Raw genomic sequence first — 25,347 nt, 5'->3', positions numbered from 1 at the left:
AGCCGCGGCAAATGGATGAGACGCCCGTTCTGTCCCTCTTACAGGTCAGCAAGGCGTTCGGTGCGGTGCGCGCCGTACGCGAAGTCTCTCTCGAGCTCTTCCCCGGTGAGGTGCACGCGCTCGCCGGGGAGAACGGCGCGGGCAAGTCGACGCTCGTGAAGATCCTCTCCGGAGTCCACCGCCCCGACTCGGGGCGGATCCTGTTGGACGGCGAGCCGGTGGAGTTCGGCGGGCCCGCGGACGCGCAGCGGGCCGGGGTCGCGGTCATCTACCAGGAACCGACCCTCTTCCCTGACCTGTCGGTCATGGAGAACATCTTCATGGGCCGCCAGCCGCGCCGCCGCCTCGGCATCGACCGGCGGGCCATGCGGGCGAGCACCGCCGAGCTGTTCGGCAGGCTGGGCGTGCACCTCGACCCCGACCAGCCGGCCCGCGGCCTGTCCATCGCCGACCAGCAGCTCGTGGAGATCGCCAAGGCGCTGTCGCGGCAGGCGCGGGTGCTCGTCATGGACGAGCCGACCGCCGCCCTGTCGGGCACGGAGGTCGCCCGGCTCTTCGGCGTCGCGCGGGCGCTGCGCTCGCAGGGGTGCGCGCTGCTGTTCATCTCGCACCGGCTGGAGGAGATCTTCGAGCTCTGCCGGCGGGTCACCGTCCTGCGCGACGGCGCGTACGTCGCGAGCGACCTGATCGCCGACATCACCCCCGACGACCTGGTACGCCGCATGGTCGGCAGGGAGCTGGACGCCCTGTTCCCCAAGCAGGAGACCTCCCGCGGCGAGGTGGCGCTGAAAGTGCGGCGGCTCACCCGCGAGGGCGTCTTCACCGACGTCTCCTTCGAGGTGCGCCGGGGCGAGATCGTCGCGCTGGCCGGGCTGGTCGGGGCGGGGCGCAGCGAGGTGGCCAGGGCCGTGTTCGGCATCGACCGGTGGGACGCGGGGAGCGTGGAGGTGGACGGCGCGCGGCTGCGGCCCGCCAGCCCCACGGCGGCGATGGCGGCGGGGCTGGCGCTGGTGCCGGAGGACCGGCGGCAGCAGGGGCTCGTCATGGACCTGTCCATCGAGCGCAACATCGGGCTCGCCGGGCTGGCCGCCGTACGCCGAGGGCCGCTGATCTCCCGGCCGGCCGAGCGCGAGCGGGCCAGGGACTGGGCGGTGCGGCTGCGGCTGAAGTTCGGGCGGCTGACGGACCCCGTGAACGTGCTGTCCGGCGGCAACCAGCAGAAGGTGGTGCTGGCCAAGTGGCTGGCGCGCAAGCCGTCGGTGCTCATCGTGGACGAGCCGACCCGGGGGATCGACGTGGCCACCAAGGCCGAGGTGCACCGGCTGCTGTCGGAGCTGGCCGGGGGCGGGGTGGCGGTGCTGATGATCTCGTCCGAGCTGCCCGAGGTGCTGGGGATGGCGGACCGGGTGCTGGTCATGCACGAGGGGCGGCTGGTGGCCGAGATCCCCCGCGCGGACGCGACCGAGGAGAGCGTGATGGCCGCCGCCACCGGAAGGAGCGTCGCATGACCGCGACCGCCACCAGGACGGAGGCCGCGCGGCGGGGAGGCGGGCGGCGGCTCGTGGACCGCGTCGCACGCGTGCGCGAGCTGGGCATCGTCGTCGCGCTCGGCGTGCTCTTCGGCGTCACGGGCGCCGTCAACCCGTCCTTCCTCACCTACGCCGGCATCCGCGACATCCTGCTCAACTCCGCCATCGTCGCCATGCTCGCCGTCGGCCAGACGCTCGTGGTCATCACCAGGAACGTCGACCTGTCCGTCAGCTCCGTGGTGGGCCTGTCGGCGTTCGGGGGCGCGCTGATCCTGGCCGACCATCCGGGCGTGCCGGTCGCGGTCGTGGTCGCCGGGTGCGTGCTGCTCGGCGCCTTGTGCGGGGTGGTCAACGGGCTGCTCGTCGGGGCGGCGAAGGTCCCCGCGCTGGTGGCCACGCTCGGCACCCTGTACGCCTTCCGCGGCATCGACTACGCCTGGGCCGGCGGACGCCAGGTCAACGCGGCCGACATGCCCGAGGGCTTCCTCTCCCTCGGGACGCGCTCGGTGCTCGGGGTGCCGCTGCTCGCCCTGACCGCCCTGGTCGTGCTGGCGGTGGTCGGCTGGATGCTGGGCAACCTGCGCTCCGGCAGGGAGCTGTACGCCATCGGCTCCAACCCCGAGGCGGCGGTGCTGGCCGGGATCAGGGTGCGGCGCCGGATCGTCGCCGCGTTCGTGGCCAACGGGGCTCTGGCGGGGCTGGCCGGGGTCATGTGGGCGGCCCGCTTCGGCACGGTGGACGCCACCGTGGCCACCGGGAAGGAGCTCGACGTGGTCGCGGCCGTCGTGGTGGGCGGGGTGGCCATCTTCGGCGGCAGCGGCACGGTGTACGGGGCGGCCCTGGGGGCGTTGCTGCTGTCCGGCATCACCAGCGCCCTGGCCGTGCTGCGGGTGGACGCGCTCGCCCAGACGGCGATCAACGGCGCGCTGCTGATCGCCGCCATCGCCCTCGACCGGATACTCGCGCTGCGGGTGGCCGCCGCGCTGCGCCGCCGGAGGTTCCACGATGCGACTTGACCTGGCCCGCCGGTGGGAAGGGCTCATCCTCGTGCTGCTCGCCGGCGTGGTCGTGTGGGCCTCGCTGGGCGTGGACGGGTTCGCGAACGGGTCCAACATCTCGTTCCTGCTGCTCGACACCACCGAGATCGCCCTCATGGCCCTGACCATGACGCTCGTGATCATCGCGGCCGAGATCGACCTGTCGGTGGCCTCCACGCTCGGCCTGTCCTGCGCGGTGCTCGGCCGGCTGTGGAACGCCGGGCTCCCGATCGAGGCGATCATGCCCATCTGCCTCCTGGTGGGCGCGGCGTGCGGCGCGTTCAACGGGCTGCTCGTCACCCGCCTCGGCCTGCCCTCGCTGGCGGTCACGATCGGGACGTTCGCGCTCTTCCGCGGCCTGGCGTACGTGATCCTCGGCGACCAGGCGGTGGCCGACCTGCCGCCCGCCTACACGGGCCTGGCGACGGCCTCGTTCGGGCCTGTCCCGGTCGCGACCGTGCTGGTCGCGGTGCTGGCGGCGGTGGCGGCCGTGGTGCTGCACGCGACGGGGCCGGGCCGGTCGATCTTCGCGCTCGGCTCGAACGAGGAGGCCGCCTTCTTCGCGGGCGTCCGGGTCAAGCGGATCAAGCTCTGGCTCTTCGTGGCCTCCGGGGTGATGGCGTCGCTGGCGTCCCTCGTCTACACGTTCCGCTACGCCAGCGCCAGGGCGGACAACGGCGTCGGGCTCGAGCTCGCCGTGGTGGCCGCCGTACTGCTCGGAGGGGTGTCGATCTTCGGCGGGCGCGGCACGCTGCCGGGGGTCCTGATGGCGGTGCTGCTGCTCGGCGTGGTGCGCAACGCGCTCATCCTCGCCGACGTGGCCAACGAGGTCCTGAACTTCGTGACGGGCCTGCTGCTCGTCGCGTCCGTGCTGGCGCCCAACGTGGGGGCGGTATGGCGGCGGCGCACATCACCACAAGTGGAAGGGAAGTCCGCTACATGACAACGCGCACCCCTTGGCGGCCCACGGCGCTCCTCGCCGGACTCGTCCTGCTGACGGCCGCCTGCGGCGGCACCACCAAGAGCGACGTGGCGAAGCAGCAGTCCTCCGCCCCCGCCGCGTCGTCCGCCCCGGCCGATCCGAACGCGCCCCTCAAGCAGGGACTGAAGATCGCGTTCCTGCCCAAGCAGGTCAACAACCCGTACTTCACGATCGCCGACGACGGCGGCGCCGCGGCCGCCAAGGAGTTCGGCGGCGAGGCCAAGGAGGTCGGCCCGTCCGAGGCCAGCGCGTCCTCCCAGGTGTCCTACATCAACACGCTGATCCAGCAGAAGCAGGACGCCATCGTCATCTCCGCCAACGACCCGAACGCCGTCGTGCCCGCGCTCACCCGGGCACGGGCCGCCGGAATCAAGGTCGTCAGCTACGACTCCGACACCGCGCCCGCGGGCCGGCACGTCTTCGTGAACCAGGCGAGCGCCGAGGACCTCGGCCGCACGGAGGTCCAGCTGCTGGCGGAGCAGATCGGGCACAAGGGCAAGATCGCGGTGCTGTCGGCCACCCCCAACGCGACGAACCAGAACACCTGGATCGACTTCATGAAGGACGAGCTCAAGAAGCCCGAGTACAAGGAGATGGAGCTGGTCAAGGTCGCCTACGGCAACGACGAGGACCAGAAGTCGTTCACCGAGACGCAGGGGCTGCTCCGCTCGTATCCGGATCTGGCGGGCATCATCTCGCCCACGACCGTGGGGATCGCCGCGGCCGCCCGCTATCTGTCGGACTCGCCGTACAAGGGGAAGGTCAAGCTCACCGGGCTCGGCACCCCCAACCAGCTCAAGAAGTTCGTCAAGGACGGGACCATCGAGGCGTTCGAGCTGTGGAACCCGGCCGACCTGGGCTACCTGGCGTCGTACGCGGCGGCGGCGCTCGCGTCCGGGCAGATCAGCGGGGCGGAGGGGGAGAAGTTCAAGGCGGGCAAGCTCGGCGAGTACACGGTCGGGGCCAAGGGCGAGGTGCTGCTCGGCAAGCCGACCGTCTTCAACAAGGAGAACATCGACAAGTTCGACTTCTGACGCTGTCGCCCGGGTTTGCCGAGATCGCCGGGCGGGAAGCCGCTTGGTCATTGCCGGAGTGGGGGCAGGCGGGGCCGCCGAACCGTATTGAAGATCACATTTGCCCCATGAGGTGCTAAAGCACTTTTTTTGGGGCAGGTGACCGCTATGCGGACAACTGATGAAGGTCGAAGGTGGTCGCGGTGACCGGCTCCACGATCTCGCTGGGCGTCGAGGAGGAGTTCCACATCGTCGACACGCGGACCCGGCACCTGGTCCCGAAGGCGGGCATCCTCCTCGACATGCTGCCGGAGGACTGCTTCACCAAGGAACTCCAGCGCTCCATGCTGGAGACCAACAGCAAGCCCTTCCGCGACCTGCAGGGCCTGGCCCGCGACCTCGGCGGCATGCGCGCGATGGCGGTGCGCAGGGCGGAGAGCCTGGGGCTCGGCATCGTGGCGGCGGGCAGCGTGCCGCTGGCCGACATCGACCGTATGAAGGTGTCGCCCGACGCGCGCTACGAGCAGATGCTCGACGACTACCAGCTCCTCACGCGCGAGCAGCTCATCTGCGGGACCCAGGTCCACGCCGAGGTGGCCGACCGCGAACTCGCCCTCGCCCTCGCCCACCGCCTGTCACCGTGGGCGCCGCCGCTGCTGGCGCTCAGCTCCAGCTCGCCGTACTGGCTCGGGGATGACACGGGGTACGGCAGCTACCGGACCATGGTGTGGCAGCGCTGGCCCACGGCCGGGCCGATGGCCCGCTACGACTCCGCGGCCGACTACGAACGCATGATCGACGGCCTCATCCAGTCAGGTGTGATCACCGATCCCGGGATGATCTACTTCGACATCCGGCCGTCGGCCCACGTGCCGACCGTGGAGCTGCGGATCTGCGACTCCTGCCCGCGCGTGGAGGACATCGTGCTGATCGCCGGGCTGTTCCGGGCGCTGGTGGCCCGCGGCCTGGAGGAGGAGCGGCGCTCCCCGGGGCTGGAGGTGCCGCTGGAGAGCGTACGGGCCGCGACGTGGCAGGCGGCGCGCTCCGGGCTCGAAGGTGAGCTGGTCGATCCGGTGGAGGGCGCGCCCAGGCCGGCCGCCGAGGTGGTGACCGGGATGGTGGAGGGCCTGCGGCCGTACCTGGAGGAGGCCGGCGACTGGGAGCTGGTCTCGGGGCTGGCCCGCGAGGCGCTGGCCAGGGGCAGCTCGGCGGCGCGGCAGCGGGCGGCGTTCGCCCGGCGCGGACAGCTGGGCGACGTGGTGGACATGCTCCTCGCGGAGACGCGGTCGGGTGGATGGGAGCCGCTCGGCGGCGACACCTCGTCGTACCGGCCGGCCGCCTGAGGCGACACGTACGAGGCCATGGTTCCGCGTGGAGCGACCGGCGGCATGACGCGCCGGCGTACGCACCTGCGGCTCGGCGGATCCGGTGCGGGAGGACTGACGTGAGATGACGGAAGGTGGACGAACGGATGTGCGGGCTGACCGGTGAAATCCGCTTCGACGGGAAACCGGCGGACATGGGCGCCGTGGATCGGATGACCGAGGCGATGCGCGAGCGCGGACCCGACGGCTCCGGCCTGTGGGCGATGGGTTCGGTGGCCCTCGGACACCGGCGCCTGAAGATCATCGACCTGTCCGAGAAGGCGGCGCAGCCCATGGTGGACGGCGAGCTCGGACTCGCCGCGGTGTTCAACGGCTGCCTGTACAACTATCGCGAGCTGCGCGAGGAGCTGCGCTCCGCCGGCTACCGGTTCTTCTCCACCTCCGACACCGAGGTGCTGGTGAAGGCGTTCCACCACTGGGGCGGCGAGTGCGTCGAGCGGTTCAAGGGCATGTTCGCCTTCGCGGTGGCCGAGCGCGACACCGGCCGGCTGATGCTGGGCCGCGACCGGCTCGGCATCAAGCCGATGTACCTCTCCCGGAGCGGCGACCGCCTGCGCTTCGCCTCCACCCTGCCCGCGCTGCTGGCCGGCGGCGACGTGGACACCACGATCGACCGGGTCGCCCTGCACCACTACATGACCTTCCACTCCCTGGTGCCCGGCGAGCGGACCATACTCAACGGAGTCAGCAGGCTGCCCGCCGCGACCGTACGGACCTTCGAACCCGACGGCACCAGCACCGACCGCCGCTACTGGGACCCCGCCTACACCCGCTCGGCCCTGCCCGAGCACGCCGGCCTGGGCGACGGCGAGTGGCGGCACGCCGTGCTGGAGGCGCTGCGTGCGGCCGTGCGCCGCCGGATGGTCGCGGACGTGCCGGTCGGCGTGCTGCTCTCGGGCGGCCTGGACTCCAGCCTGATCCTCGCGCTGCTGGCCGAGGAGGGGCAGGAGGGGCTCGCCACGTTCAGCATCGGCTTCGAGACGGCGGGCGGCGAGCGCGGCGACGAGTTCCACTACTCCGACCTGATGGCGCGGCGCTTCGGCACGGACCACCATCGCATCCGCATTCCGGACAGCCGTCTCGTGACCGGGCTGGAGGAGGCCGTGCGGTCCATGAGTGAGCCGATGGCCAGCCACGACTGCGTCGCCTTCCACCTGCTGTCGCGCGAGGTGGCGCGGCACGTCAAGGTCGTCCAGTCCGGGCAGGGCGCCGACGAGGTGTTCGGCGGCTACAGCTGGTTCCAGCCGCTGGCGGGCGTGCCGCGCGAGCAGGCCGGTGACGCGTACCTGGCCGCGTTCGCCGACCGGCCGCACGAGGAGCTGGCGGGTATCGTGAGCCCCGAGTACCTGCTCGACGACGACGTCAGCTCCGCGTACGTGCGCGCCCACACGGCCCGGCCGGGCGCCGACACCGCGCTGGACGCCGTCCTGCGGCTGGAGACCACCGCCATGCTGGTCGACGACCCCGTCAAGCGCGTGGACAACATGACCATGGCCCACGGCCTGGAGGCGCGCACCCCGTTCCTCGACCACGAGCTGGTCGAACTGGCCGCGGCCTGCCCCGACGGGCTCAAGCTCGCCGACGGCGGCAAGGGCGTGCTCAAGGACGCCGCCCGTCGGCTGCTCCCGGCCGAGATCATTGACCGGCCCAAGGGCTACTTCCCCGTCCCGGCCGTGCGCCACCTCGACGGGCCCGTGCTCGACCTGGTCCGTGACGCGCTCACCGCGCAGGCGGCCCGCTCGCGCGGCCTGTTCCGGCCGGAGTACGTCAAGACGCTGCTCGACGACCCCGACCGCGACCGCGCCACCACCGGCGTCAACACCCTGTGGCAGCTCGGGCTGCTGGAACTGTGGCTGCAGGCCCAAGGAGTCTGATGGCCCCGTCCCCCGCGCTGCCCTCCCCCGAGAGCCTGCAAGCCTGGGGGTGCTGGAACCCGTCGCCGGCGCCCGACCAGGGCTCCGTGGCGTACGTCAGTGACCGGGACGGACGTCCCCGCGTGTGGATCCAGTTGCTGCCGGGCCACGCGTCGGCAGGCCGGATGCCGGCCCCGGCGCGTGGGGGAGACGGCGCCGACCTCGGCGCGTCCTGGTCCGGCCCGGGCTCCGGGCTGACAGGTGTGAACTTCGAGCCGATGGGGGCGGCCACCCAGGCCCGCCTGGCGTGTGGCGTGTCCGCGTGGCCGGTCGAGACCGGTCCTGAGCCGGTCTGCGACGTCTCGTGGGCGCCGACCGGCGAGCGGCTGGCCGTCCTCGTGGCACCCGGCGGCGGCGAGCACACCCAGGTGTGGACGGTACGCCCGGACGGCGACGACCTCCGCCCGCTCGCCATGCCGCCCGGCGGCTCCGCGTCGTTCGTCCGGTGGACGGGGCGCGGCGAGGTGCTGCTCGTCGCCGAGACGTCGGTCTCGGGGGTGACCGAGGCCGTGCTGGTGGACGCCGCGACCGGGAGCCGCGAGGTCGTCGCGGCGGGGCCGTTGCTGCGGCCGGCCGCCGTGAGCCGAGACCACGCCACGCTGCTGCTGCGCCGGGGGCCGAGGGGCGCGCGGCGGATGTCGCTGACCGGCCGCGGTCCGGGCTCGGACGACGAACGGCCGCTGCTCGCCGACCTGCCGGGCTCGACCGACTACGGCATCCTGTCGCCGGACGGCGAGACGGCCTACCTGCTCTCCGACGCGGGCCGCGACCGCCCGGCCCTCCTGGCCGTACGGCGGCGGGTGGCGGTCTCGTCCGGCACGACCGCGCGACGGCACGGTGTGACGCCGGAGGACGGTCGTCGCCGCCTGGCCTGGCCGGCCCTCCGAGACGGGTCGCGGTCGAGCGGCGTGGCGGCCGGACGAGAGCCCGCCGCGGCGGTCGAACCGGGTGATGCCGTGGCGGCAGGAGAGCCCGCTACGGCGGTCGAGCCCGGCGATGCCGTGGCGGCGGGAGAGCCCTCCGCGGTGTTCGAGCCCGGCGATGCCCTGGCGGCAGCGGAGCCGGCGATCGAGCATGGTGATGCCGTGGCGGCAGCGGAGCCGGCGGTCGAGCCTGGTGATGCCTCGGCGGCAGCAGAGCCCTCCGCGGTGGTCGAGGTGGGTGATGCCGTGGCGGCCGGACTGAAGGATGCCGTGCCAGGGGGACGACGGCATGTCGTGCCGACCGGGCTTGAGCATGGCGGGCCGGACGCGCGGGAATACGTCTTGCTGGCCGAACGGGACGACGCCGAACTCGACCAGTTCGCCCTGACCCCCGACGGGCGGCGGGCGGTGCTCGTGTGGAACGAACACGGCCGCTCCACCCTGGCGGTCCTGGACACCGGCACGGGAGCCGTGACCCCGCTCCCTCCGCCGCCGGCCGACGTCGTGACCTCGATCCGCATGAGCCTCGACGGCGCCACTGCCTTCATGGCCGCCGAAAGCTCCGACCAGCCCTCCCACGTGCTGCTCTGCGACCTCGCCACCGGGCGCTACGAGGAGGTGGCCGGGCTGGGACGGCTGGCCCACGCGCCCCGGGCCGAACTGATCGAGATCAAGGCGCACGACGGCCTCGACCTGGCCGCCTGGCTCTACCGGCCCCCGTCCGTCCAGGGGCCCGCGCCTTACCTGGTGTACCTGCACGGCGGCCCCGAGGATCAGGAGCGGCCGACCTTCAACCCGCTCTACCACAACCTCCTCGCGGCCGGCATCGGCGTGCTCGCGCCCAACGTGCGCGGCTCGTCCGGTCACGGGCGGGCCTTCCGCGAGGCCGACGACCGCGAACTGCGTTTCCACGCCGTCGAGGACGTCGCCGACTGCGCCACCGAGCTGGTACGGCGGGGCGTCGCCGACCCGGGCCGGCTCGCGTGCATGGGCTGGTCGTACGGCGGCTACCTGACCCTGGCCGCCCTGGTCACCCATCCCCGGCTCTTCCGGACAGGCGTCGACGTGTCCGGCATGTCGGATCTTGAGAGTTTCTATGCCCATACCGAGCCGTGGATCGCCGCCGCGGCGGTCGGCGAGTACGGGCACCCCGAGAAGGACCGTGACCTGCTGCGCGCGCTGTCGCCGCTGCGGCGCTTCGACCGGCTGGAGGCCCCGCTCTTCGTGGTCCACGGAGTCCACGACACGAACGTGCCCGTGCACGAGGCCGAGCAGGCCGTTCGGGCGGCGCGGGCGCGCGGGGTGATGTGCGAGGAGCTGCTCTTCCCCGACGAGGGGCACGAGATCCGGCGCGCGGCCAACCGGGCCGTCTTCGTCGGCAGGGTCGTCGGCTGGCTCACCCACCACCTCCTCGCGCCGCACCACTAGCCTCCGGTCTCGCGGAGGATGTGCTGGACGTTCACGTCCGGCCGCGCGGCACGACCAGGCCCGACTCGTACGCGGCGACGACGGCCTGGGTCCTGTCGCGCAGGCCGAGCTTGCCCAGGACGCGGCTCACGTGCGTCTTGACCGTCTCCTCCGTGACCACCAGCCTGGCCGCGATCTCGGGGTTGGACAGGCCCTCGGCGACCAGCCGCAGGACCTGCGTCTCCCGTGGGGTCAGCGAGGAGAGCGCCGCCCTGCCGAGCTCTGGGCCGGGCTTCGGACCCAGGCGGGCGAACTCGCTGATGAGGCGGCGGGTGACCGCCGGGGCCAGCAGCGCCTCGCCGGCGGCGATGACGCGGACCGCGTCGAAGAGGCGCTCGGCCGTGACGTCCTTGAGCAGGAAGCCGCTGGCTCCCGCGCGCAGGGCGTCGTAGACGTACTCGTCGAGGTCGAACGTGGTCAGGATGAGCACCTTCGGCCCGCCGGCGAGGCGCCGGGTGGCCTCGATGCCGTCCATGACCGGCATGCGCACGTCCATGAGCACCACGTCGGGGGAGAGCTCGCGACAGGCCAGCACCGCCTCGGCCCCGTCGGCGGCGGTGCCCGCTACTTCGAAGTCGGGCTGGGTGTCGAGCAGCTCCCCGAACCCGGTCCGCACGACCAGGTGATCGTCGGCGATCACGATCCTGATCTTGGAGGTCCCGCCGCTCATCCGCCCGTCCCGTCCCTTCCCGGCAGGCGGGCCTCGACCAGGAAGCCGCCGCCATGCGCGGGACCCGTGCGCAGCTCGCCACCGACGGCGGCGGCACGCTCCCGCATCCCGGCCAGCCCGTGCCCGGCCGCCTCCGCTGTCCCCTTGCCCGGCGCGTCGCGTCCCGCCGCCTCCGCCGTCCGCCTGCCCGCCACGTCGTGCCGGGCCGCCTCCGCCGTCCGCAGGCCGGGCGCCTCATGCCCGGCCGCCGCCGCGCTCGGCGTCCCCGGGCCGTTGTCGCGGATGAGCAGGCGCAGGTCGTCGCCGGTGTAGTCGAGCTCCACGTCCACCGCCGCCCCCGGCGCGTGCCGCCGCGCGTTGGTGAGCGCCTCCTGGATGATCCGGTACGCGGCCAGCTCCACGCCGGGGTCGAGCTCCACGGGCGAGCCGCGCAGGATCAGCCGGGTGCTCGTACCCGACGCCTCCCTCGCCTCGTCGACCAGCTCGTTGAGCTCGTGCAGGCGCAGGCCCGGCTGGGGACGCCAGGCGGCCTCGGCCTCGGCGTCCTCGCGCAGCACGCCGAGCAGCCGCCGCATCTCGGTCAGCGCCGCCCTGGCCGTGTCACCGATCGCCAGCAGCCGCTCCGCGCCCGCCGCCGGCATCCCGGGAACGGCCAGCCGGGCGGTCTCCGCCTGCACGGCCACCATGGAGATGTGGTGCGCGACGACGTCGTGCAGCTCGCGGGCGATGCGGGCGCGCTCGCCGCGGGCGGTGTGCTCGAGCAGGCTGTCGGCGATGACCTGCCGGGCGGCGGTGTCGGCCCTGGCCGTGCGCCGGGTCCGTACGGCGATCCCGGCCAGCGCCGCCGCCGGGGCCAGGAACGCCAGCAGCAGCGTGAGCCGCCGCACCTGGTCGCCCGGCCCGAGCGCCGCCGCCAGCACCGGATAGGGCATGGTGACCAGCACGGCCGCCACCGGCGAGCCGTGGCGTCCGAACCGGTAGCCGGTGACCAGCTGCGCCACCGCGCCCGCCACGGTCAGGGTGTGGAAGGCGCTGATCGACAGCAGGCACGCCCCTGAGGTCAGCACCGCCGCCACGGCCGGCTGTGCCCACAGCAAGGGCATCGGCAGCGTGGTGGCCAGGGCGAGCAGGGAGAAGACCACGAGGATCAGCGGCGCCCCCTCGGACCGCACGGCCGAGCCGTCCATCGAGCCGTCCATCGAGCCACTCACAGCGCCGTTCATCGAGCCGCTCACAGCGCCGCTCACTGGGCCGTTCACAGGAGCGCTCACGGTCTCGCTGAAGGCGGACACGCTCCCCGCGTGCGCGACCGACTCGGCCACCGCGAGCAGCGCCAGCACCACGCCCGCCACGACCGGCGCGTACGGCGCCGAGGCGACCCGGCACCCCCAGCCGTACGCCACCCCGACCAGCCGCGCGGCGCGGTCCTGCGCTCGTCTCACCAGGTCATTGTCCCCGGGAGCCGGCGATCCTGGCATCCCTCACAAGAGGGACGTGACGTAGCTGACGCCAGCGACGGCGGAGATCGCTCCGCCGCGTGACGACCGCGGCAGGGGCCGCTGCCTAGTCTGCCTGGCGTGGAAGCAACCATCGAAGTAACCGGCCTGCGCAAGCGGTTCGGCCAGACCCAGGCGCTGGACGGGATGACGTTCACCGTGCTGCCTGGCCGGGTCACCGGGTTCGTGGGGCCGAACGGGGCGGGCAAATCCACCACCATGCGGGTGGTGCTCGGCCTGGACGCGCCCGACGAGGGCCGTGCGCTGGTCGGCGGGCATCCGTACCCGAGCCTGCGCAACCCCCTGAGCCACGTCGGCGCGCTGCTCGACGCGGCCGCGCTGCAACCGAGCCGCACCGGGCGCAACCACCTGCTGTGGCTGGCGCACTCCCAGGGCCTCGGGGCCAGGCGGGTGGACGAGGTGATCGAGCAGGTCGGGCTGACCCCCGCGGCCCGGCGCAGGGCGGGCGGCTACTCGCTGGGGATGCGCCAGCGGCTCGGCATCGCCGTCGCGCTGCTCGGCGACCCGCCGGTGCTCATGCTGGACGAGCCGTTCAACGGCCTCGACCCCGAGGGCATCGTCTGGATCCGCGGCTTCCTGCGGTCGCTGGCCGCGGAGGGGCGCGCCGTGCTGGTCTCCAGCCATCTGATGAGCGAGCTGCAGGACACCGCGGGCCATCTCGTGGTCGTGGGCAGGGGCCGGGTCGTCGCGGACACCAGCGTGGCCGACCTGATCACGACCGCCTCGCGCGACCGGGTCACGCTGCGTACGACGGCCCGCGCCGAGGCGATGTCGGTGCTGGCCGGCGCGGACGCCACCGTGACCGTCACCGAGCGGGACACCCTCGTGGTCTCCGGGCTGGCCGCCGAGCACATCGTGCGGCTGCTCGGCGCGCAGGGGGTGCCGTTCTCGGAGGTGGCCGCCCACCGCGCGACGCTGGAGGAGGCGTACCTGGATCTCACCAGGGACGCGGTCGAGTTCAGGGGAGCGGCGCGATGACCGCCGTCACCCCCTACCGCTCGGGGCTGCGGACCGGGCGCGACGGCTTCGCGCAGCTGCTCCGCGCCGAGTGGACCAAGATCCGCACAGTACGCGGCTGGACGGCCGGCCTGGCGCTCGTGGCACTGCTGATCGTGGGGCTGGGAGTGCTGTTCGCGGCCGGCAGCCACTCCTCGTGCAGCAAGGGGCCGATCGAAGTGCCCTGTCCCGCCCCGCTGACGGGTCCCGGCGGCGTGCCCGTGCAGGACCGCTTTTACTTCGCGCACCAGCCGCTGGCCGGCGACGGCAGCGTCACCGTACGCGTGAGCTCCATGACCGGGCAGATCCGCAAGCCCGACGTCACCCCCGGAGTCAGGAACGTCGTCCCCGGCGTCACACCGTGGGCCAAGGCCGGGGTCATGATCAAGCAGAGCGTCCGGCAGGGCACCGCGTACGCGGCCCTGATGGTCACCGGCAGCCACGGGGTCCACATGCAGTACAACTTCACCGAGGACCTGGCGGGGCGCCCGGGCGGCGTCTCGGCGGCGTCGCCGCGCTGGCTCCGGCTGACCCGTACCGGTGACACGATCACCGGCGAGGAGTCGGCGGACGGCTCGCACTGGACCACGGTGGGCACCGTCCGCCCGCCCGGGCTCGCCGGGAAGGTCGAGATCGGGCTCTTCGCCGCCTCTCCCGGCGACCTGACCGTGACCCCGAACGTGATGGGCGGGGCCGCCGTCGCCTCGCGCTTCGCCGAGGTCACCGCCGTCATGGACCAGGTCGGCGTGCGAGGCGTGGCGGCCGGGGGCACGTGGGGCCGCGACGACATCGGCGTCACGATGGAGGCCGACGGCGTCACCCCGCACCATCCGGGCGGGCTCGTCCAGTCGGGTGGCACGTTCAAGGTCACGGGGGTGGGCGACATCGCGCCGTCCGCGGAGGGCATGCCGGTCGAGCGGGTGCTGACCGGGGTGTTGACCGGGCTCGTCGCGATGACGGCGGTGGCTGTGCTGTTCGTCACCGCGGAGTACCGGCGGGGGCTGATCCGCACCACGCTGCTCGCCAGCCCGCGGCGCGGCCGGGTGCTGGCGGCCAAGGCCGTCGTGATCGCCGCCGCCGCATTCGCCGCCGGGCTGGTCGGCGCGGCCGTGACCGTGCCGGTCGGGCAGTCGATCCTGGCCGCGAACGGGAACGTGCTCGCGCCGGTGGCGCCGCTCACCTCGCTCCGCGTGATCGTGGGCACGGCCGCGCTGCTCGCCGTGGCCGCCGTCTTCGCCCTCGCCGTCGGGGCGCTGTTCCGGCGCAGCGCCATGGCCGTCATCGCGGTCGTCGTGACGATCATCGTCCCGTACGTGCTCGCGGTCGCCTCCATCCTGCCGGAGGAGGTGTCGCGGTGGCTGCTGCGGGTGACTCCGGCGGCGGGGTTCGCGGTCCAGCAGAGCATGCCCACATATGCGCAGGTGACCGCCCGTTACGCACCGGCCGAGGGCTACTTCCCGCTGCCGCCGTGGGCGGGCTTCGCCGTCCTGTGCGCGTACGCGGCCCTGGCCCTCGCCCTGGCCGCCCACCGGCTGCGCCGGAGCGACGTATGAGGCGCGAAGTGCATGCCGAGTGGACCAAGGTGCGTACCGTGGCGGGGCCCTGGTGGCTGCTGGGCGCGTTCGTCGTGCTGACCGTGGCCGCGGGTGCGGTGGCGGCCGCGGTCGTGCCCTGCGCGGCGGCGGGGTGCGGGCAGGACGCCGCCCGGATCAGCCTCGTCGGCGTGCAGCTCGGCCAGGCGATGGTCGCCCTGCTGGCCGTGCCGGCCATCTGCGGCGAGTACAGCACGGGCATGATCCACACCAGCCTCGCCGCGATGCCCCGCCGGACCGTCGCCCTGGCCGCCAAGGCCGTCGTGGTCGGCGGGCTGACGCTGGCCGCAGGGACCCTCGCCGTGCTCGGGTCCGTGCTGGCCGGCCGGCTCCTGCTGCCGGGCAGCGGCTTCGTCCCCGCGCACGGCTACCCGCCGCTGTCCCTGGCCGACGGGCCCACTCTGCGCGCCGCCGTCGGCTCGGTCCTGTACCTGGTGCTGATCGCGCTGCTCAGCCTGGGCCTCGCGACCGCCGTACGCGACTCCGCGGCGGCCGCCGGGGTGGTGCTCGGCCTGCTCTACGTGTTCCCGATCGCCGTCCTCATGGTCTCGAGTGAGGAGTCGAGGCGGCTGCTCTGGTCGATCTCTCCGACCAACGCGGGGCTGGCCGTCCAGACGACCGTGGATCTCGCCGATCTCCCCATCAGCCCATGGGGCGGCCTGGGCGTGGCGGCTGCCTGGGCCGCCGCGGCACTCGCGGGCGGCGGCCTGCTGCTGCGACTGCGCGACGCGTGACTCCCGCCGTCAGGGGGTGTCGAGGCCGAAGAGGGGCAGGCACGGGGCCAGGTTGTGGATCTCGAAGCCGGGCGACTCCGTCCATTCCTCGCGGAGCATGCGGAAGCGGTGGGTGGCGACCGGCTCGCCCTTGCGGGAGTGCATGAAGATCCCGTCGTCCCGGTAGCCGAGCTTCCGCGTCACCGCCAGTGACGGGTGGTTGTCCTCGAACGCCTCCGTCACCGCGTGCCTGGCGCCCAGCCCGGCGAAGGCGAGGTGCAGCACGGCCCGGCGCATCTCGGTGCCGATGCCCCGGCCGTGGAAGCGCCGCCCCAGCCAGGAGCCGGTCTTGACCTCGCGGGTCACCGGGAAATCCTTGCCCATGATGCCCTGGGTGCCCACGACCTGGCCCTCGAAGACGACGGCGAACTCCACCGACCAGTCGGCCGCGGTGAACGCGCCCCACGTGCGGAACTGGTACTGGATCGTGTTCCTGGCCCGCTCGGCCGGGTCGGCGTCCGACCACGGGACGAAGAACGGCATGAACCCCTCTTCGTGGATGCCCTCGGCGGCCCGGTCGCCGAGCTCGTCGAGGTCTTCGAGTGATGGGAAGCGCAGCACGAGGCGCGGGGTCGTGATGGAGAGCTCGGTGAGCGGCCAGTGACGCATGGCACCGCATGGTTTCATCCGTGGCCGCCGCCGTGCCACCCGTTTTCCGCCCCACAGAAGTACGACAAAAAATAAATTGTCGTATTTAGTGGGGTTGCTGATTCTCCTGGAATTTGCTTGGCGGGACGCGCGCTGGAGATGAATTCCCCGGCGATCTGGGTAACCGTCGATTCATGACGAGAAAGTTCTGCGTACTTGCGGCCCTGATCGCAGGATGCGCCCTGCCGCTGCTGGCGGTGCTGCCCGCTCTGGCGGACGACCCGCCCGGCCAGGTGGGGCAGCCGCAGCCTCCAGCGGGACAACCGCCTGTTCGGGCGGAACAACCGGCGGCCGAGGAAGAGGAGGAGGCCGTCACCATTCTGCGGCCGGGCGCCCAGGGCGACATGGTCAAGCTGCTCCAGCAGCGCCTGCACGACCGCGGCTTCTACTACGGCGCCATGAACGGCAAGTACGACGTCCAGACGAGGTACGCGGTCTGGGCCTTCCAGAAGAGCCGCCGGATGAGGCCGATGAACGCGGTGGGGCCGAAGATCTGGCAGGAGTTCGAGCGACCCAGACGGCTGCGCCCCCTGGTGCCCGACGGCCCCGCGAACCGGGTCGAGATCAACCTGACCGACCAACTCCTCACCGTCTACCGGCGCCGCCGCCCGGTGCTGACCTCGCATGTCTCCACCGGTGCCAACGTGCACTACTGCGAGGCCGGCCGCTGCGGCTACGCCATCACCCCGGTTGGTGACTTCAAGGTCTACAAGCGGGTGCCGGGCTGGGAGAAGAGCCCCCTGGGCATGATGTTCGACTCCCTCTACTTCAACGGCGGCATCGCAATGCACGGCTCGTCGGTGGTGCCCACCAAGCCCTCCTCGCACGGCTGCGTACGCGTCCCGGTGCCCACCGCCGTACGCCTGTACGAAATGGTGCAGGTAGGAGAGCCGGTGTATGTGCGCGGAAAGTCCTAAACGCCCTGCGGAAGCCGGAACAGCCGGTCGGGGTCGTAGGTGGACTTCACCTCGGCGAGCCGGGCCGCGTTAGGGCCATAATACGCATTCCGCCAAGTCTTCAATTCGGGGTCGATGTAATTCACATACGCGTGGTCCCCGAAATACTTGGACATGTCGGAATGTTGGCCGCGCAGCCACCTCCGATCCGTCCCCTCCTCGTAATACTGGACGCTGAAAAGCGCCGCCCGATGCGGAAATGCCGTGGCCGCGGGGCCGACGCGGCCGATGGCCCCGCCCATGGCGTCCAGCAGCACGGCGTGCCGTCCGCCGCGCGCCACCCCGTTCACGAGCGCCCGGACGCCGTCCGCCGGCAGCTTCCCGTACGCCATGTGCGACTTGGCCGAGAACGCCTCCCGCGGCATCCGCCGGCACTCGGCGACCGACATGGCCGCGCAGCCGCCCATGACCTTCATGCCCTCCAGATAGGGGACCGTCCGCGCCGAGCGGGACGACGGCCGCCCGGCCTTGGCGACGAGCGGGGCCAGCAGCCGGTCGAGCGCGGCCCGGCCGCCGACGTAGGTGCCGACGACGGAGGCGTCCAGGCCGCTCGCCGAGCGCGCCAGGTGCAGCGACGACCAGAGCTCGTCCGGCGCGGAGGGCCCCCACGACTGCCACGCCTTGACCACGGCCTCCGCCCTGGACCACGGCCAGTGCAGGAAGAACACGGTGACGTCGCGCGCCTCGAACGTCCTGAACGTGAAGGACACCGCCACGCCGAAGTTGCCGCCGCCACCGCCCCTGCAGGCCCAGTAGAGACCGGCGTTACGGGCGGCGTCGCAGGTCAGCACCCTGCCGTCGGCCGTGACGACGCGTACGGACTCGAGGGTGTCGCACGTGAGCCCGTACTTCCTCGACACCACGCCGATGCCCCCGCCCAGCGTGAGCCCGCCGATCCCGACCGTGGGGCAGGAGCCGGCGGGGATGCTCACGCCGTGGCGCGAGAGCTTGTCGTAGACGTCGATCAGCTTGGCGCCCGCGCCGATCGTTGCCCGGCCTCCCGCATAGGTGACCGAACTCATCCTGGACACGTCGATCACCAGCCCCGTGCCCGTCGACCAGCCCGCGTAGGAGTGGCCTCCGGAGCGGGTGGTGACCGGCACGCCGCTGGTGCGCGCGAACGTCAGGCACGCCGACACGTCGGCCGCGTTCGCGCAGTAGGCGACCCCGCCCGGCCGTACGCGGTCGAAGGCGGGGTTGTAGAGGCGGCGCGCGGCGTTGTAGCCGGCGTCGCCGGGCAGCACGAGCGTGCCCGCCAGCTGCGTGCGCAGCCGCGCCCAGTTGGGCGGCGGCGCGGAGACCCCGAGCGTCCCGGTCCGGGACGCCGCGGCGGCCAGCGGCGCCAGCGCGGCGACATGCAGAAAGTCCCGGCGGTCCATGGACATCCCCCAGCTGATCGGTGTTCGGCCGATCGGTGAGACGTCCGGTTGACCCGCCAGGTTGGTCACATCTTCATCACTTCGGGCTCACCCGGTCGTCCCCCCAAGCGCGTTCCGGGTGGGTACGGCGCCCACCCGCGTGAGCCGGGGCACGCTCGCCCCGGCCTTCTTGAGCACCCCGTCCTTGACCAAGCGCAGCGGCGACCCGACCGGCTTCGGCCCGTCCCCGGTGGTCTGGACGAGCCGCAGGGCCAGTGCGGGGCACATCTCGACGGTACGCCGCGCCTCCTTGGCCATCCATCCTGGGACGTTCCTGAACGACGGGAACCCGTAGTCATCCAGGTCCACGAACTCCGGCAGCAGGTGCGCGCACAGGCCGTGCCCCGCGCAGCGGGACCAGTCGACCTCCAGCCGGTACTCCACGTCCGCCTCGCGCTCGGGCATGGGCAGCACGCCGCGCACCGGCCGTCCGCACGAGCCGTGCTCCAGGTGGAGCGCGATCTCGCTCTCGAACGCGTCCAGCGCCGACAGCACGAACTTCGCCGTGCCGTCCGGATGGAAGCAGGCTCCGCGCCGCTCGACGCCGCGCACGCAGCGCCGTACGGCGTCCACCGAGCCGGTGCCCTCGACCAGCGCATACATGGCCCTGGCGATGTCCGGCAGGCCGAGCCGGCACGGGCCGCACTGGCCCGCGGACTCGGCCGCCAGGTAGGCGGCGACCCTGGCGGCCTCGCCCAGCGAGCACGTCGACTCGCCGAGCGGGACGATGATGCCCGCTCCCAGGGTGGCCCCGGCCTGCTTCATGCCCTCGCGCGAGAGCACCGCGCTCTGGGCCACCTCCGCCGACAGCCACGCGCCGTGGTAGCCGCCGATGAGCACGCCGTCGCCGACCTCGGCCTCGGTCAGCGCGAGCACGTCGCCCAGGTAGGTGCCGGTCGGCGCCTCGATGACCGCGCCGTTGGCCGCCCCGCCGCTGACGGTGAGCAGGATGGTGCCGGGTTCCTTGCTCGTGCCGACCTCGGCGTACCGTTCCGGGCCGAGCTCGGCGAGGAGCGCGAACTGCGCGTACGTCTCCGTGTTGGACAGCAAGGTCGGCAGCCCGTCCACGCCGCTGATCGCGGCCCGCCGCTTGCGGCCGGGCGGGATGCCCTCCTCGCCGTTGACGGCGTTGACGAGCGCGCCGCCCTCCCCGGAAATGAACCGCTCCTTGATCCCGACCACCCGGATCGGGACGCGGCTCTCCGCGCCGCCCGCGACGTTCGCGGCCCTGCGTTCGGCCACGGCGGCGGCGACGGACGCCTCGGCCACCTCGCCCCCGGCCGTCGCGACGACCACCTCCCGGGCGCCCAGCGCCTCTGCCGCCAGCACCGCGCCGTCCAGCACCAGGTGCGGGTTGCGGGTGAGCAGCATGGCGTCCTTGGAGCTGGCGGGCTCGCCCTCGGCGCCGTTGACCAGCACGACGCTCTCGCCCGCGCCGGCCGAGTCGGCGACGGCCCGCAGCTTGCGCGCGAACGGGAATGCCGCCCCGCCGCGGCCGCGCATGTCCACCTCGTTGGCCTGCGAGATGAGCTCGCCCAGCTCGCGCGGCTCGGGGGCGCCGTGGAGGGTGCGGTGTGCGGGCAGGTCCAGCCGCCGGGTGTGGTCGAGCCCGGCGGTCAGCCGGGCCGGTCCCATGCGTAACACCCGCGGCACTCGGGCCGGAATCACGGTTGCTCCTTCAGGGTTGCGGGGGTCATCCGGCCTCCCGGAATCTGCGGCGGGCGTCGGCGAGGCTCACCGGCGCGTTGAGGCTGGCGGCAGCCTGAGCCGCCGCCTGAGCTGCCGCCGCCACCGGCGCCGCCGCCTTCTGCGGCCGCTCCACGGGCACACCCACGGTGGCGGCCGACGTCACCGCGGGCCCTTCGATCCTCTCGGGTACGACCGGCGGCCGGCGCACCGTGGCCAGCACGCGCACGACCAGTGCGGAGCCGACCGCCGCCAGGCAGGCCACGTAGGACCAGGCCACCCAACCGGCCGGCTGGCGCCCGGCCGTGAGTCCATGCATGATCGCGACCGGCCAGGCGATGTACGCGGCGGAGTGCATGATCCGCCACATCCACGGCCTGCTCCGCACCGCGAAGCGCCCCCTCAGCATTCCCGTGGCCACGGCCAGGACCATGAGGTCCAGGCCCAGCGTGCCGAGCCCCACATAGAGCCCGGACACGGGCACGAACGCCGCCCCCAGCGGTACGTGCCCAAGGCTGATCATGAGTGCGATGTGCGTGACCAGGTAGGCCAGTCCGATGAGCGCGGTGGCCTTGTGCGCGAGCTGCGCCCTGACCCGGTTGGCCGGCGACAGGAAGACGCGTTCGGTCGTGAGCAGACCGAGCGCGACCGTCGTGGTCAGCAGGACCAGGGCGAACACGCCCGCGTAGAACTCGAGGAAGCTGACCCCTCGGCCGAGCAGCGCGACGCCACGTTCCGTCCTGGTCAGCGCGAACGCCGACAGCAGGACGGCCGTGATCGAGGCGCTCGCCCCCAGCCGGACGTTCCTGGAGTCCAGCTTGGTGGGGGCGTGCCGGGGGTGTCGTCTGTGGAGCATCTATGTTCCCTCCAAGGTCGGGTGAGGGTGCGACTCGGAAGGCTGGGTCGCCCGTGAAGGCGGTTCAGATCAGCAACGGCGGCCCCGGTTGATGCATGAGACGACGAACTGCATCAATCGGTCGGGCATCACGTTCGCGAAGTCAGCGTGGTCGGTGACCGGGTTGTGCTTCTGTTCGGGGAAGGCGTCCACGGCGAAGGACGGGCCCTGCGGCACGGAGTACGTGAGGGTCATGCGCAGTGCCGGAATCGCCCTGGTGCCCTGCGGGCAGGCGCCATCCTGACCAGGGAAGACCACGTGCGTTCTGTGATTGGCGCTGTCGGTGTTCTGGCCGTCCCAGCAGCTAGGGAAATCCAGGATACGAACGACCTGGCTGCCGCGCGGGCAAAGCGGATATTTGTCGGGACTTATGCGATTTTGGAATCCCGTGCAGGTCCAGGCGGCCCTGGCGTTGGCGCCGCCGTTGGTGGCCGCCTTGGCGTCACCGGTGATCAGCCTGAGGAACCTCGGCATCGCGACGACCCTGGAGGTGGCGTTGCCGCGGAACTGCAGCGTCACGGAGCGGGCACGCAGCACCTGGCCGACGTTGCCGTCCGCGTCCTCGGTGTTGACGTCCACCTTGCGGTCTCTGAGGACCGGCCAGAAGTAGGTGGATTTATCGCCGAACCGGCACGTGGTCCCCGCCGCGGCCAGGCTCTCGTCCGTGGAGAAGCCGTTCGTCGACAGGTTGCCCACGTAGTCGTGGAGGTGGTGGGCGCCGTTGCTCACGCCGGGGGCCACGATGAAGTTGTCCGGGTTGTTGTGGCCGTTGCGGTTCGTCCCGCACGCGGAGACGAAGCTGCCCCGCGAGCCGTTCCTGCCGATGCGGGCGTCGAGCTGACGCGGCTGCACCTGGCGGATGTCGACGAAGTCCTGGACGAACGGGCCGAGGTCGGCGCACTCGTTGTGATCGTCGTCGTTGGGGGCCGTGGGCGAGGCGGTGGGGTTGCCGTTGCCGTTGCCGTTGCCGTTGCCGTTGCCGTTCCCGTTCTGGCCCTGACCCTGGCTCGGCACCGGCGTGGCGGTCCTGGTCGGGCGGTTGCGGCGGCGGAACGTCTGGGCGTTCTGGTCCGGATCGGCGGTCTGGAACTGGTCGTCCCCGTTGTTGTCGTTGGACTCGGGGGACTGGGCCGGGTCCAGCACGGCGGCGCCGCCACCCTGGGCAGCCTGGTCCTGCTGGTCGCCGTTCTGCTGCTGGTCGCCGTTCTGCTGCTGATCGCCGTTCTGCTGGTCCTGCTGCCGGCCCTGGTCCTGCTGCCGACCTTGATCCTGGTTCTGGTCCTGACCCTGCTGATCCTGCCCCTGCTGGTCCTGGTTCTGGCCCTGCTGGTCTTGATCTTGCTGCTGGTTCTGGTCCTGATTCTGGTTCCGGTTCCGGTTCCGCTGCGGCGTCTGGGTTGCCTGCGGCGTCTGGTTGGCCTGGGCCGGGTCGCAGTGGTCGGCGTGTGCCGGGCCGACGCCGATGACAGCAGCGGACACCAGGCCGCCTGCCGCCACGGCCAAAGCAGACATGGCCGCGGCCATGCGTCTGGATCTCCTCATATGTGTCTCCTTGTTTCGACCGCCATCGCGACGGGTGGAGCGGGTGAGGGCGACGGGGGTTCGGGCAACTGGTTGTGGTCGACCAGGCCGGTGGACTCCAGGAGGGTCATGTGGCGCATGACGAAGTTGATGCCTTGCTCGGCGAACTTCCTGATCTCCGCGTTGCGCGTCCCGGACCGTACGCCCGCCACCACGGTGAAGACCTTGCCGTGCGCGGCACGCAACAGGTTCGCGTAGTCCTTGTCGAAGGCGGGGCCGCTCTCCGCGGCCAGCTGGGCCAGCCAGCTCTGCTGGTCGGCGTTGGGCTCGTCGGGAAGCGCCACGCCGAGCTTCTTGGCCGTCTGCCGGGTGATCAGGTCCAGCTTCATGTGGTCCTGCATGATCAGCTTGCCGACCTCCTTCACGCGCTGGGCCTCGGCGCGGGTCTGGGCGTACTCACCCGCGGGCATCTCCCAGAGGCCGGCCTGGCGCACCTTGATGAGCAGATCGCGGTCAGCGGCCGTGAGCGGTCCTGAGGACGTCTGCGTCCACGACGCGGCCGCGGGATCGATCGAGGGCGGCATGACCAGCACGATCGTCACCGCGGCCGCTACGACGAAGCCACCGAGCATGAAGAGCTCGCCGCGCAAAAGCCTGTGCATGGTCGGAGGTACGCGGGCCCGGCGGGACTGGTTCAGTCATGGCCGGAGATAGTTAGAAATGACTGGAGTTATCGGAGTGGCTACCGGACTGATAACGAAGGTGTAAAGATGTGCCCCGTGCTAGGTCACCTCGACGGCAGGTTCGAGAGTGCGGATGCCGAGGCGGAGCATCGCATCGCGCTGCTTTACCAGGAGTTCGGCGGCCCTCTGCTGCGCCACGTACGCAAATCGACAGGTAACGACCTCCAATGGGCCGAAGACGTCGTGCAGGAGACGCTCGTCAGAGCCTGGCGAAACTCGGCAAGACTGCAATGGGAACCAGGCCTTATATGGGCGTGGCTACTGACGGTAGCCCGCCGCATCGTTATCGACGGACGTCGACGGAAGAGCGTCCGGCCTCACGAGGTCGAGCCGCCCGAAGTCGACATGATGGCGGTACCCGACGGCTCGGAGCGTGCCCTCTCGGCGATCGTTGTCGCCGACGCGCTTCGCAGCCTCTCTGAAGAACACCGCGAAGTCATAGAGCAGACCTACCTCAGAGACCGTACGATAAATGAGGCGGCGGAGATTCTGGGGATCCCGCCGGGCACGGTGAAGTCCCGGCTCTACTACGGGATACGGGCTCTCCGTGAGCAGTTGCGGGACAAGGGGGTAGCCGGCTGATGCATGACGAGGTGGCCGCCTACGTCCTCGGTGTCCTCGATCCTGAGGAGCACGAGGCGTTCGAACGCCACCTCGACACGTGCGAGAGATGCCAGGCGGAGTTGATTGATCTTGCCGAGCTCCCGGAGCAGCTCGACGAGCTCAAGAACACTCCCTCAGCCTCCGACGACGACCCCCCGATGTCGATGTCACGTTGACGTCTGTGCCCTTTTCGGGTGGTATCGGTACGGCGAGGCTTCGCGTCCGGTGAGGACACCGGGCGGTCAGGGGGAGGTGTTCGGTGGGCATCGACGGTGATGCGCCCGTTCCCCCGCATCGGCGGTTCGGCGAGGAAGGCGGCCGGCTGTCGTACGGTGGCTACCTTCGCCTGCCCGCGCTTCTCGCACAGCAGCAGCCGGAGTCGGAGGCCCCCGACGAGCTGCTCTTCATCACCATTCACCAGGTCTACGAGCTGTGGTTCAAGCTGCTGCTCCACGAGCTGGAGAGCGCCAGAGAGGCCATGTTCGAGGGCGAGCTCTGGCAGGCCAGGCACCTGTTCCACCGGGTGCACGCGGTCGAGAAGGTGCTGATCGAGCAGGTGGACGTCCTGGAGACGATGACGCCTCAGGACTTCCTCGCGTTCCGGGCCAAGCTGGAGCCGGCCAGTGGCTTCCAGTCGGTGCAGTTCCGGGAGCTGGAGTTCCTGTCGGGGCTGAAGGACGAGCGTTATCTCAGCAGCTTCAGGCACGTCAGCGACACGGAGCTCGCGCGGCTGCGCCGCAGGCTGGAGGAGCCCACGCTGTGGGATGCTTACCTCACCGCCCTCTCCCAGCGTGGCCTGCCGGTCTCCGACGACGAGATCATGGACTCGCTGCTGGCCGTGGCGAGGGACCGCAGGTCTTACGACGACCTGTGGCAACTGGCCGAAGACCTGCTGACGCACGACGAGAACGCAGCGCACTGGCGGATGCGTCACGTCCAGATGGTCGAACGCCAGATCGGCACCAAGTCCGGCACGGGAGGCTCGACCGGTGCCCCCTATCTGCGCGGTAGAACGCGCATGCACTACTTCCCACTGTTGTGGGAACTAAGGGCCTGGCTATGAAAAGCCATGGCAAACCC

The 25,347-nt window shown here is 71.8% G+C and carries 22 protein-coding genes; 14 read left to right on the top strand and 8 right to left on the bottom strand.

Annotated features, from left to right (window positions below):
• Positions 1-11 precede the first annotated feature (11 nt).
• The 7 genes from AB0H84_RS27135 to AB0H84_RS27105 all read left to right on the top strand — a co-directional run bounded on the left by AB0H84_RS27135 (position 12) and on the right by AB0H84_RS27105 (position 10,210).
• The gene (locus AB0H84_RS27135; protein ID WP_357609736.1) at positions 12-1,508 is read left to right on the top strand and encodes a sugar ABC transporter ATP-binding protein; all 1,497 of its coding nucleotides are present in this window, start codon (positions 12-14) and stop codon (positions 1,506-1,508) included.
• Positions 1,505-2,545, top strand: coding sequence for an ABC transporter permease (locus AB0H84_RS27130; protein WP_357609733.1), 1,041 nt, complete (start codon positions 1,505-1,507; stop codon positions 2,543-2,545). The genes AB0H84_RS27135 and AB0H84_RS27130 overlap by 4 nt, the downstream gene beginning before the upstream one ends.
• Positions 2,535-3,509, top strand: a complete 975-nt coding sequence (locus AB0H84_RS27125; protein ID WP_357609731.1) for an ABC transporter permease — start codon at positions 2,535-2,537, stop codon at positions 3,507-3,509. Before AB0H84_RS27130 ends, AB0H84_RS27125 begins: the two co-directional genes overlap by 11 nt.
• Entirely contained in the window at positions 3,506-4,582 is a 1,077-nt protein-coding gene (rhaS, locus tag AB0H84_RS27120; RefSeq protein ID WP_357609729.1) for a rhamnose ABC transporter substrate-binding protein, read from the top strand. Before AB0H84_RS27125 ends, rhaS begins: the two co-directional genes overlap by 4 nt.
• Positions 4,583-4,764: 182 nt before the next feature.
• A complete protein-coding gene (locus tag AB0H84_RS27115; RefSeq protein WP_357609726.1) occupies positions 4,765-5,904 on the top strand; it encodes a glutamate--cysteine ligase in 1,140 nt (379 codons plus the stop codon).
• A 116-nt stretch (positions 5,905-6,020) separates the two neighbouring features.
• Positions 6,021-7,820: an N-acetylglutaminylglutamine amidotransferase gene (locus tag AB0H84_RS27110; protein WP_357609723.1), complete on the top strand. Its 1,800-nt coding sequence runs from the start codon at positions 6,021-6,023 to the stop codon at positions 7,818-7,820.
• On the top strand, positions 7,820-10,210 hold the full coding sequence (locus AB0H84_RS27105) for a prolyl oligopeptidase family serine peptidase (RefSeq protein ID WP_357609720.1): 2,391 nt from the start codon (positions 7,820-7,822) through the stop codon (positions 10,208-10,210). The genes AB0H84_RS27110 and AB0H84_RS27105 overlap by 1 nt, the downstream gene beginning before the upstream one ends.
• Before the next feature lie 31 nt (positions 10,211-10,241).
• Here the strand turns inward: AB0H84_RS27105 and AB0H84_RS27100 are convergent, their stop codons facing one another.
• Both AB0H84_RS27100 and AB0H84_RS27095 read right to left on the bottom strand, forming a co-directional pair.
• Positions 10,242-10,919: a response regulator transcription factor gene (locus AB0H84_RS27100; RefSeq protein WP_357609717.1), complete on the bottom strand. Its 678-nt coding sequence runs from the start codon at positions 10,917-10,919 to the stop codon at positions 10,242-10,244.
• On the bottom strand, positions 10,916-12,361 hold the full coding sequence (locus AB0H84_RS27095) for a sensor histidine kinase (RefSeq protein ID WP_357609714.1): 1,446 nt from the start codon (positions 12,359-12,361) through the stop codon (positions 10,916-10,918). The genes AB0H84_RS27100 and AB0H84_RS27095 overlap by 4 nt, the downstream gene beginning before the upstream one ends.
• A 135-nt stretch (positions 12,362-12,496) precedes the next feature.
• Here AB0H84_RS27095 and AB0H84_RS27090 point away from each other — a divergent pair, with 135 nt between their 5' ends.
• The 3 genes from AB0H84_RS27090 to AB0H84_RS27080 are packed head-to-tail and all read left to right on the top strand — an operon-like array spanning position 12,497 to position 15,758.
• A complete protein-coding gene (locus tag AB0H84_RS27090) occupies positions 12,497-13,414 on the top strand; it encodes an ATP-binding cassette domain-containing protein (protein WP_357609711.1) in 918 nt (305 codons plus the stop codon).
• Positions 13,411-14,985 carry an ABC transporter permease subunit gene (locus AB0H84_RS27085; protein WP_357609708.1) on the top strand — a complete coding sequence of 525 codons (1,575 nt, stop codon included), beginning with the start codon at positions 13,411-13,413 and terminating at the stop codon, positions 14,983-14,985. The genes AB0H84_RS27090 and AB0H84_RS27085 overlap by 4 nt, the downstream gene beginning before the upstream one ends.
• On the top strand, positions 14,982-15,758 hold the full coding sequence (locus AB0H84_RS27080) for an ABC transporter permease (RefSeq protein WP_357609706.1): 777 nt from the start codon (positions 14,982-14,984) through the stop codon (positions 15,756-15,758). Before AB0H84_RS27085 ends, AB0H84_RS27080 begins: the two co-directional genes overlap by 4 nt.
• Positions 15,759-15,767: 9 nt before the next feature.
• Here the strand turns inward: AB0H84_RS27080 and AB0H84_RS27075 are convergent, their stop codons facing one another.
• A complete protein-coding gene (locus AB0H84_RS27075) occupies positions 15,768-16,406 on the bottom strand; it encodes a GNAT family protein (RefSeq protein WP_357609702.1) in 639 nt (212 codons plus the stop codon).
• A gap of 173 nt (positions 16,407-16,579) precedes the next feature.
• Between AB0H84_RS27075 and AB0H84_RS27070 the strand changes: the two genes are divergently transcribed.
• Entirely contained in the window at positions 16,580-17,362 is a 783-nt protein-coding gene (locus AB0H84_RS27070; protein ID WP_357609700.1) for a L,D-transpeptidase family protein, read from the top strand.
• Here AB0H84_RS27070 and AB0H84_RS27065 read toward each other — a convergent pair.
• From AB0H84_RS27065 to AB0H84_RS27045, 5 genes are all read right to left on the bottom strand, one after another.
• Positions 17,359-18,780: an FAD-binding oxidoreductase gene (locus AB0H84_RS27065; RefSeq protein ID WP_357609697.1), complete on the bottom strand. Its 1,422-nt coding sequence runs from the start codon at positions 18,778-18,780 to the stop codon at positions 17,359-17,361. The two genes, AB0H84_RS27070 and AB0H84_RS27065, sit on opposite strands and share 4 nt — an antisense overlap.
• Positions 18,781-18,867: 87 nt before the next feature.
• The gene (locus AB0H84_RS27060) at positions 18,868-20,487 is read right to left on the bottom strand and encodes an NADH-ubiquinone oxidoreductase-F iron-sulfur binding region domain-containing protein (protein ID WP_357609695.1); all 1,620 of its coding nucleotides are present in this window, start codon (positions 20,485-20,487) and stop codon (positions 18,868-18,870) included.
• 25 nt (positions 20,488-20,512) lie between these two features.
• Positions 20,513-21,361, bottom strand: a complete 849-nt coding sequence (locus AB0H84_RS27055) for a hypothetical protein (RefSeq protein WP_357609692.1) — start codon at positions 21,359-21,361, stop codon at positions 20,513-20,515.
• 69 nt (positions 21,362-21,430) lie between these two features.
• Positions 21,431-22,942, bottom strand: a complete 1,512-nt coding sequence (locus AB0H84_RS27050) for a DUF1996 domain-containing protein (RefSeq protein WP_357609689.1) — start codon at positions 22,940-22,942, stop codon at positions 21,431-21,433.
• Positions 22,939-23,583: a DUF4142 domain-containing protein gene (locus tag AB0H84_RS27045; protein WP_357609686.1), complete on the bottom strand. Its 645-nt coding sequence runs from the start codon at positions 23,581-23,583 to the stop codon at positions 22,939-22,941. Before AB0H84_RS27045 ends, AB0H84_RS27050 begins: the two co-directional genes overlap by 4 nt.
• A 108-nt stretch (positions 23,584-23,691) precedes the next feature.
• Here AB0H84_RS27045 and AB0H84_RS27040 point away from each other — a divergent pair, with 108 nt between their 5' ends.
• The 3 genes from AB0H84_RS27040 to AB0H84_RS27030 all read left to right on the top strand — a co-directional run bounded on the left by AB0H84_RS27040 (position 23,692) and on the right by AB0H84_RS27030 (position 25,330).
• A complete protein-coding gene (locus AB0H84_RS27040) occupies positions 23,692-24,246 on the top strand; it encodes a sigma-70 family RNA polymerase sigma factor (protein ID WP_357609683.1) in 555 nt (184 codons plus the stop codon).
• Complete coding sequence (locus AB0H84_RS27035; RefSeq protein ID WP_357609680.1) at positions 24,246-24,443, top strand: zf-HC2 domain-containing protein; 198 nt, start codon at positions 24,246-24,248, stop codon at positions 24,441-24,443. The genes AB0H84_RS27040 and AB0H84_RS27035 overlap by 1 nt, the downstream gene beginning before the upstream one ends.
• 83 nt (positions 24,444-24,526) lie before the next feature.
• A complete protein-coding gene (locus AB0H84_RS27030) occupies positions 24,527-25,330 on the top strand; it encodes a tryptophan 2,3-dioxygenase family protein (RefSeq protein ID WP_357609677.1) in 804 nt (267 codons plus the stop codon).
• Positions 25,331-25,347 lie beyond the last annotated feature (17 nt).

It is taken from the genome of Nonomuraea sp. NPDC050786 (genome assembly GCF_040654115.1).
Taxonomy (GTDB): Bacteria; Actinomycetota; Actinomycetes; order Streptosporangiales; family Streptosporangiaceae; genus Nonomuraea.
This window is presented reverse-complemented; position numbering and strand designations above follow the sequence as displayed.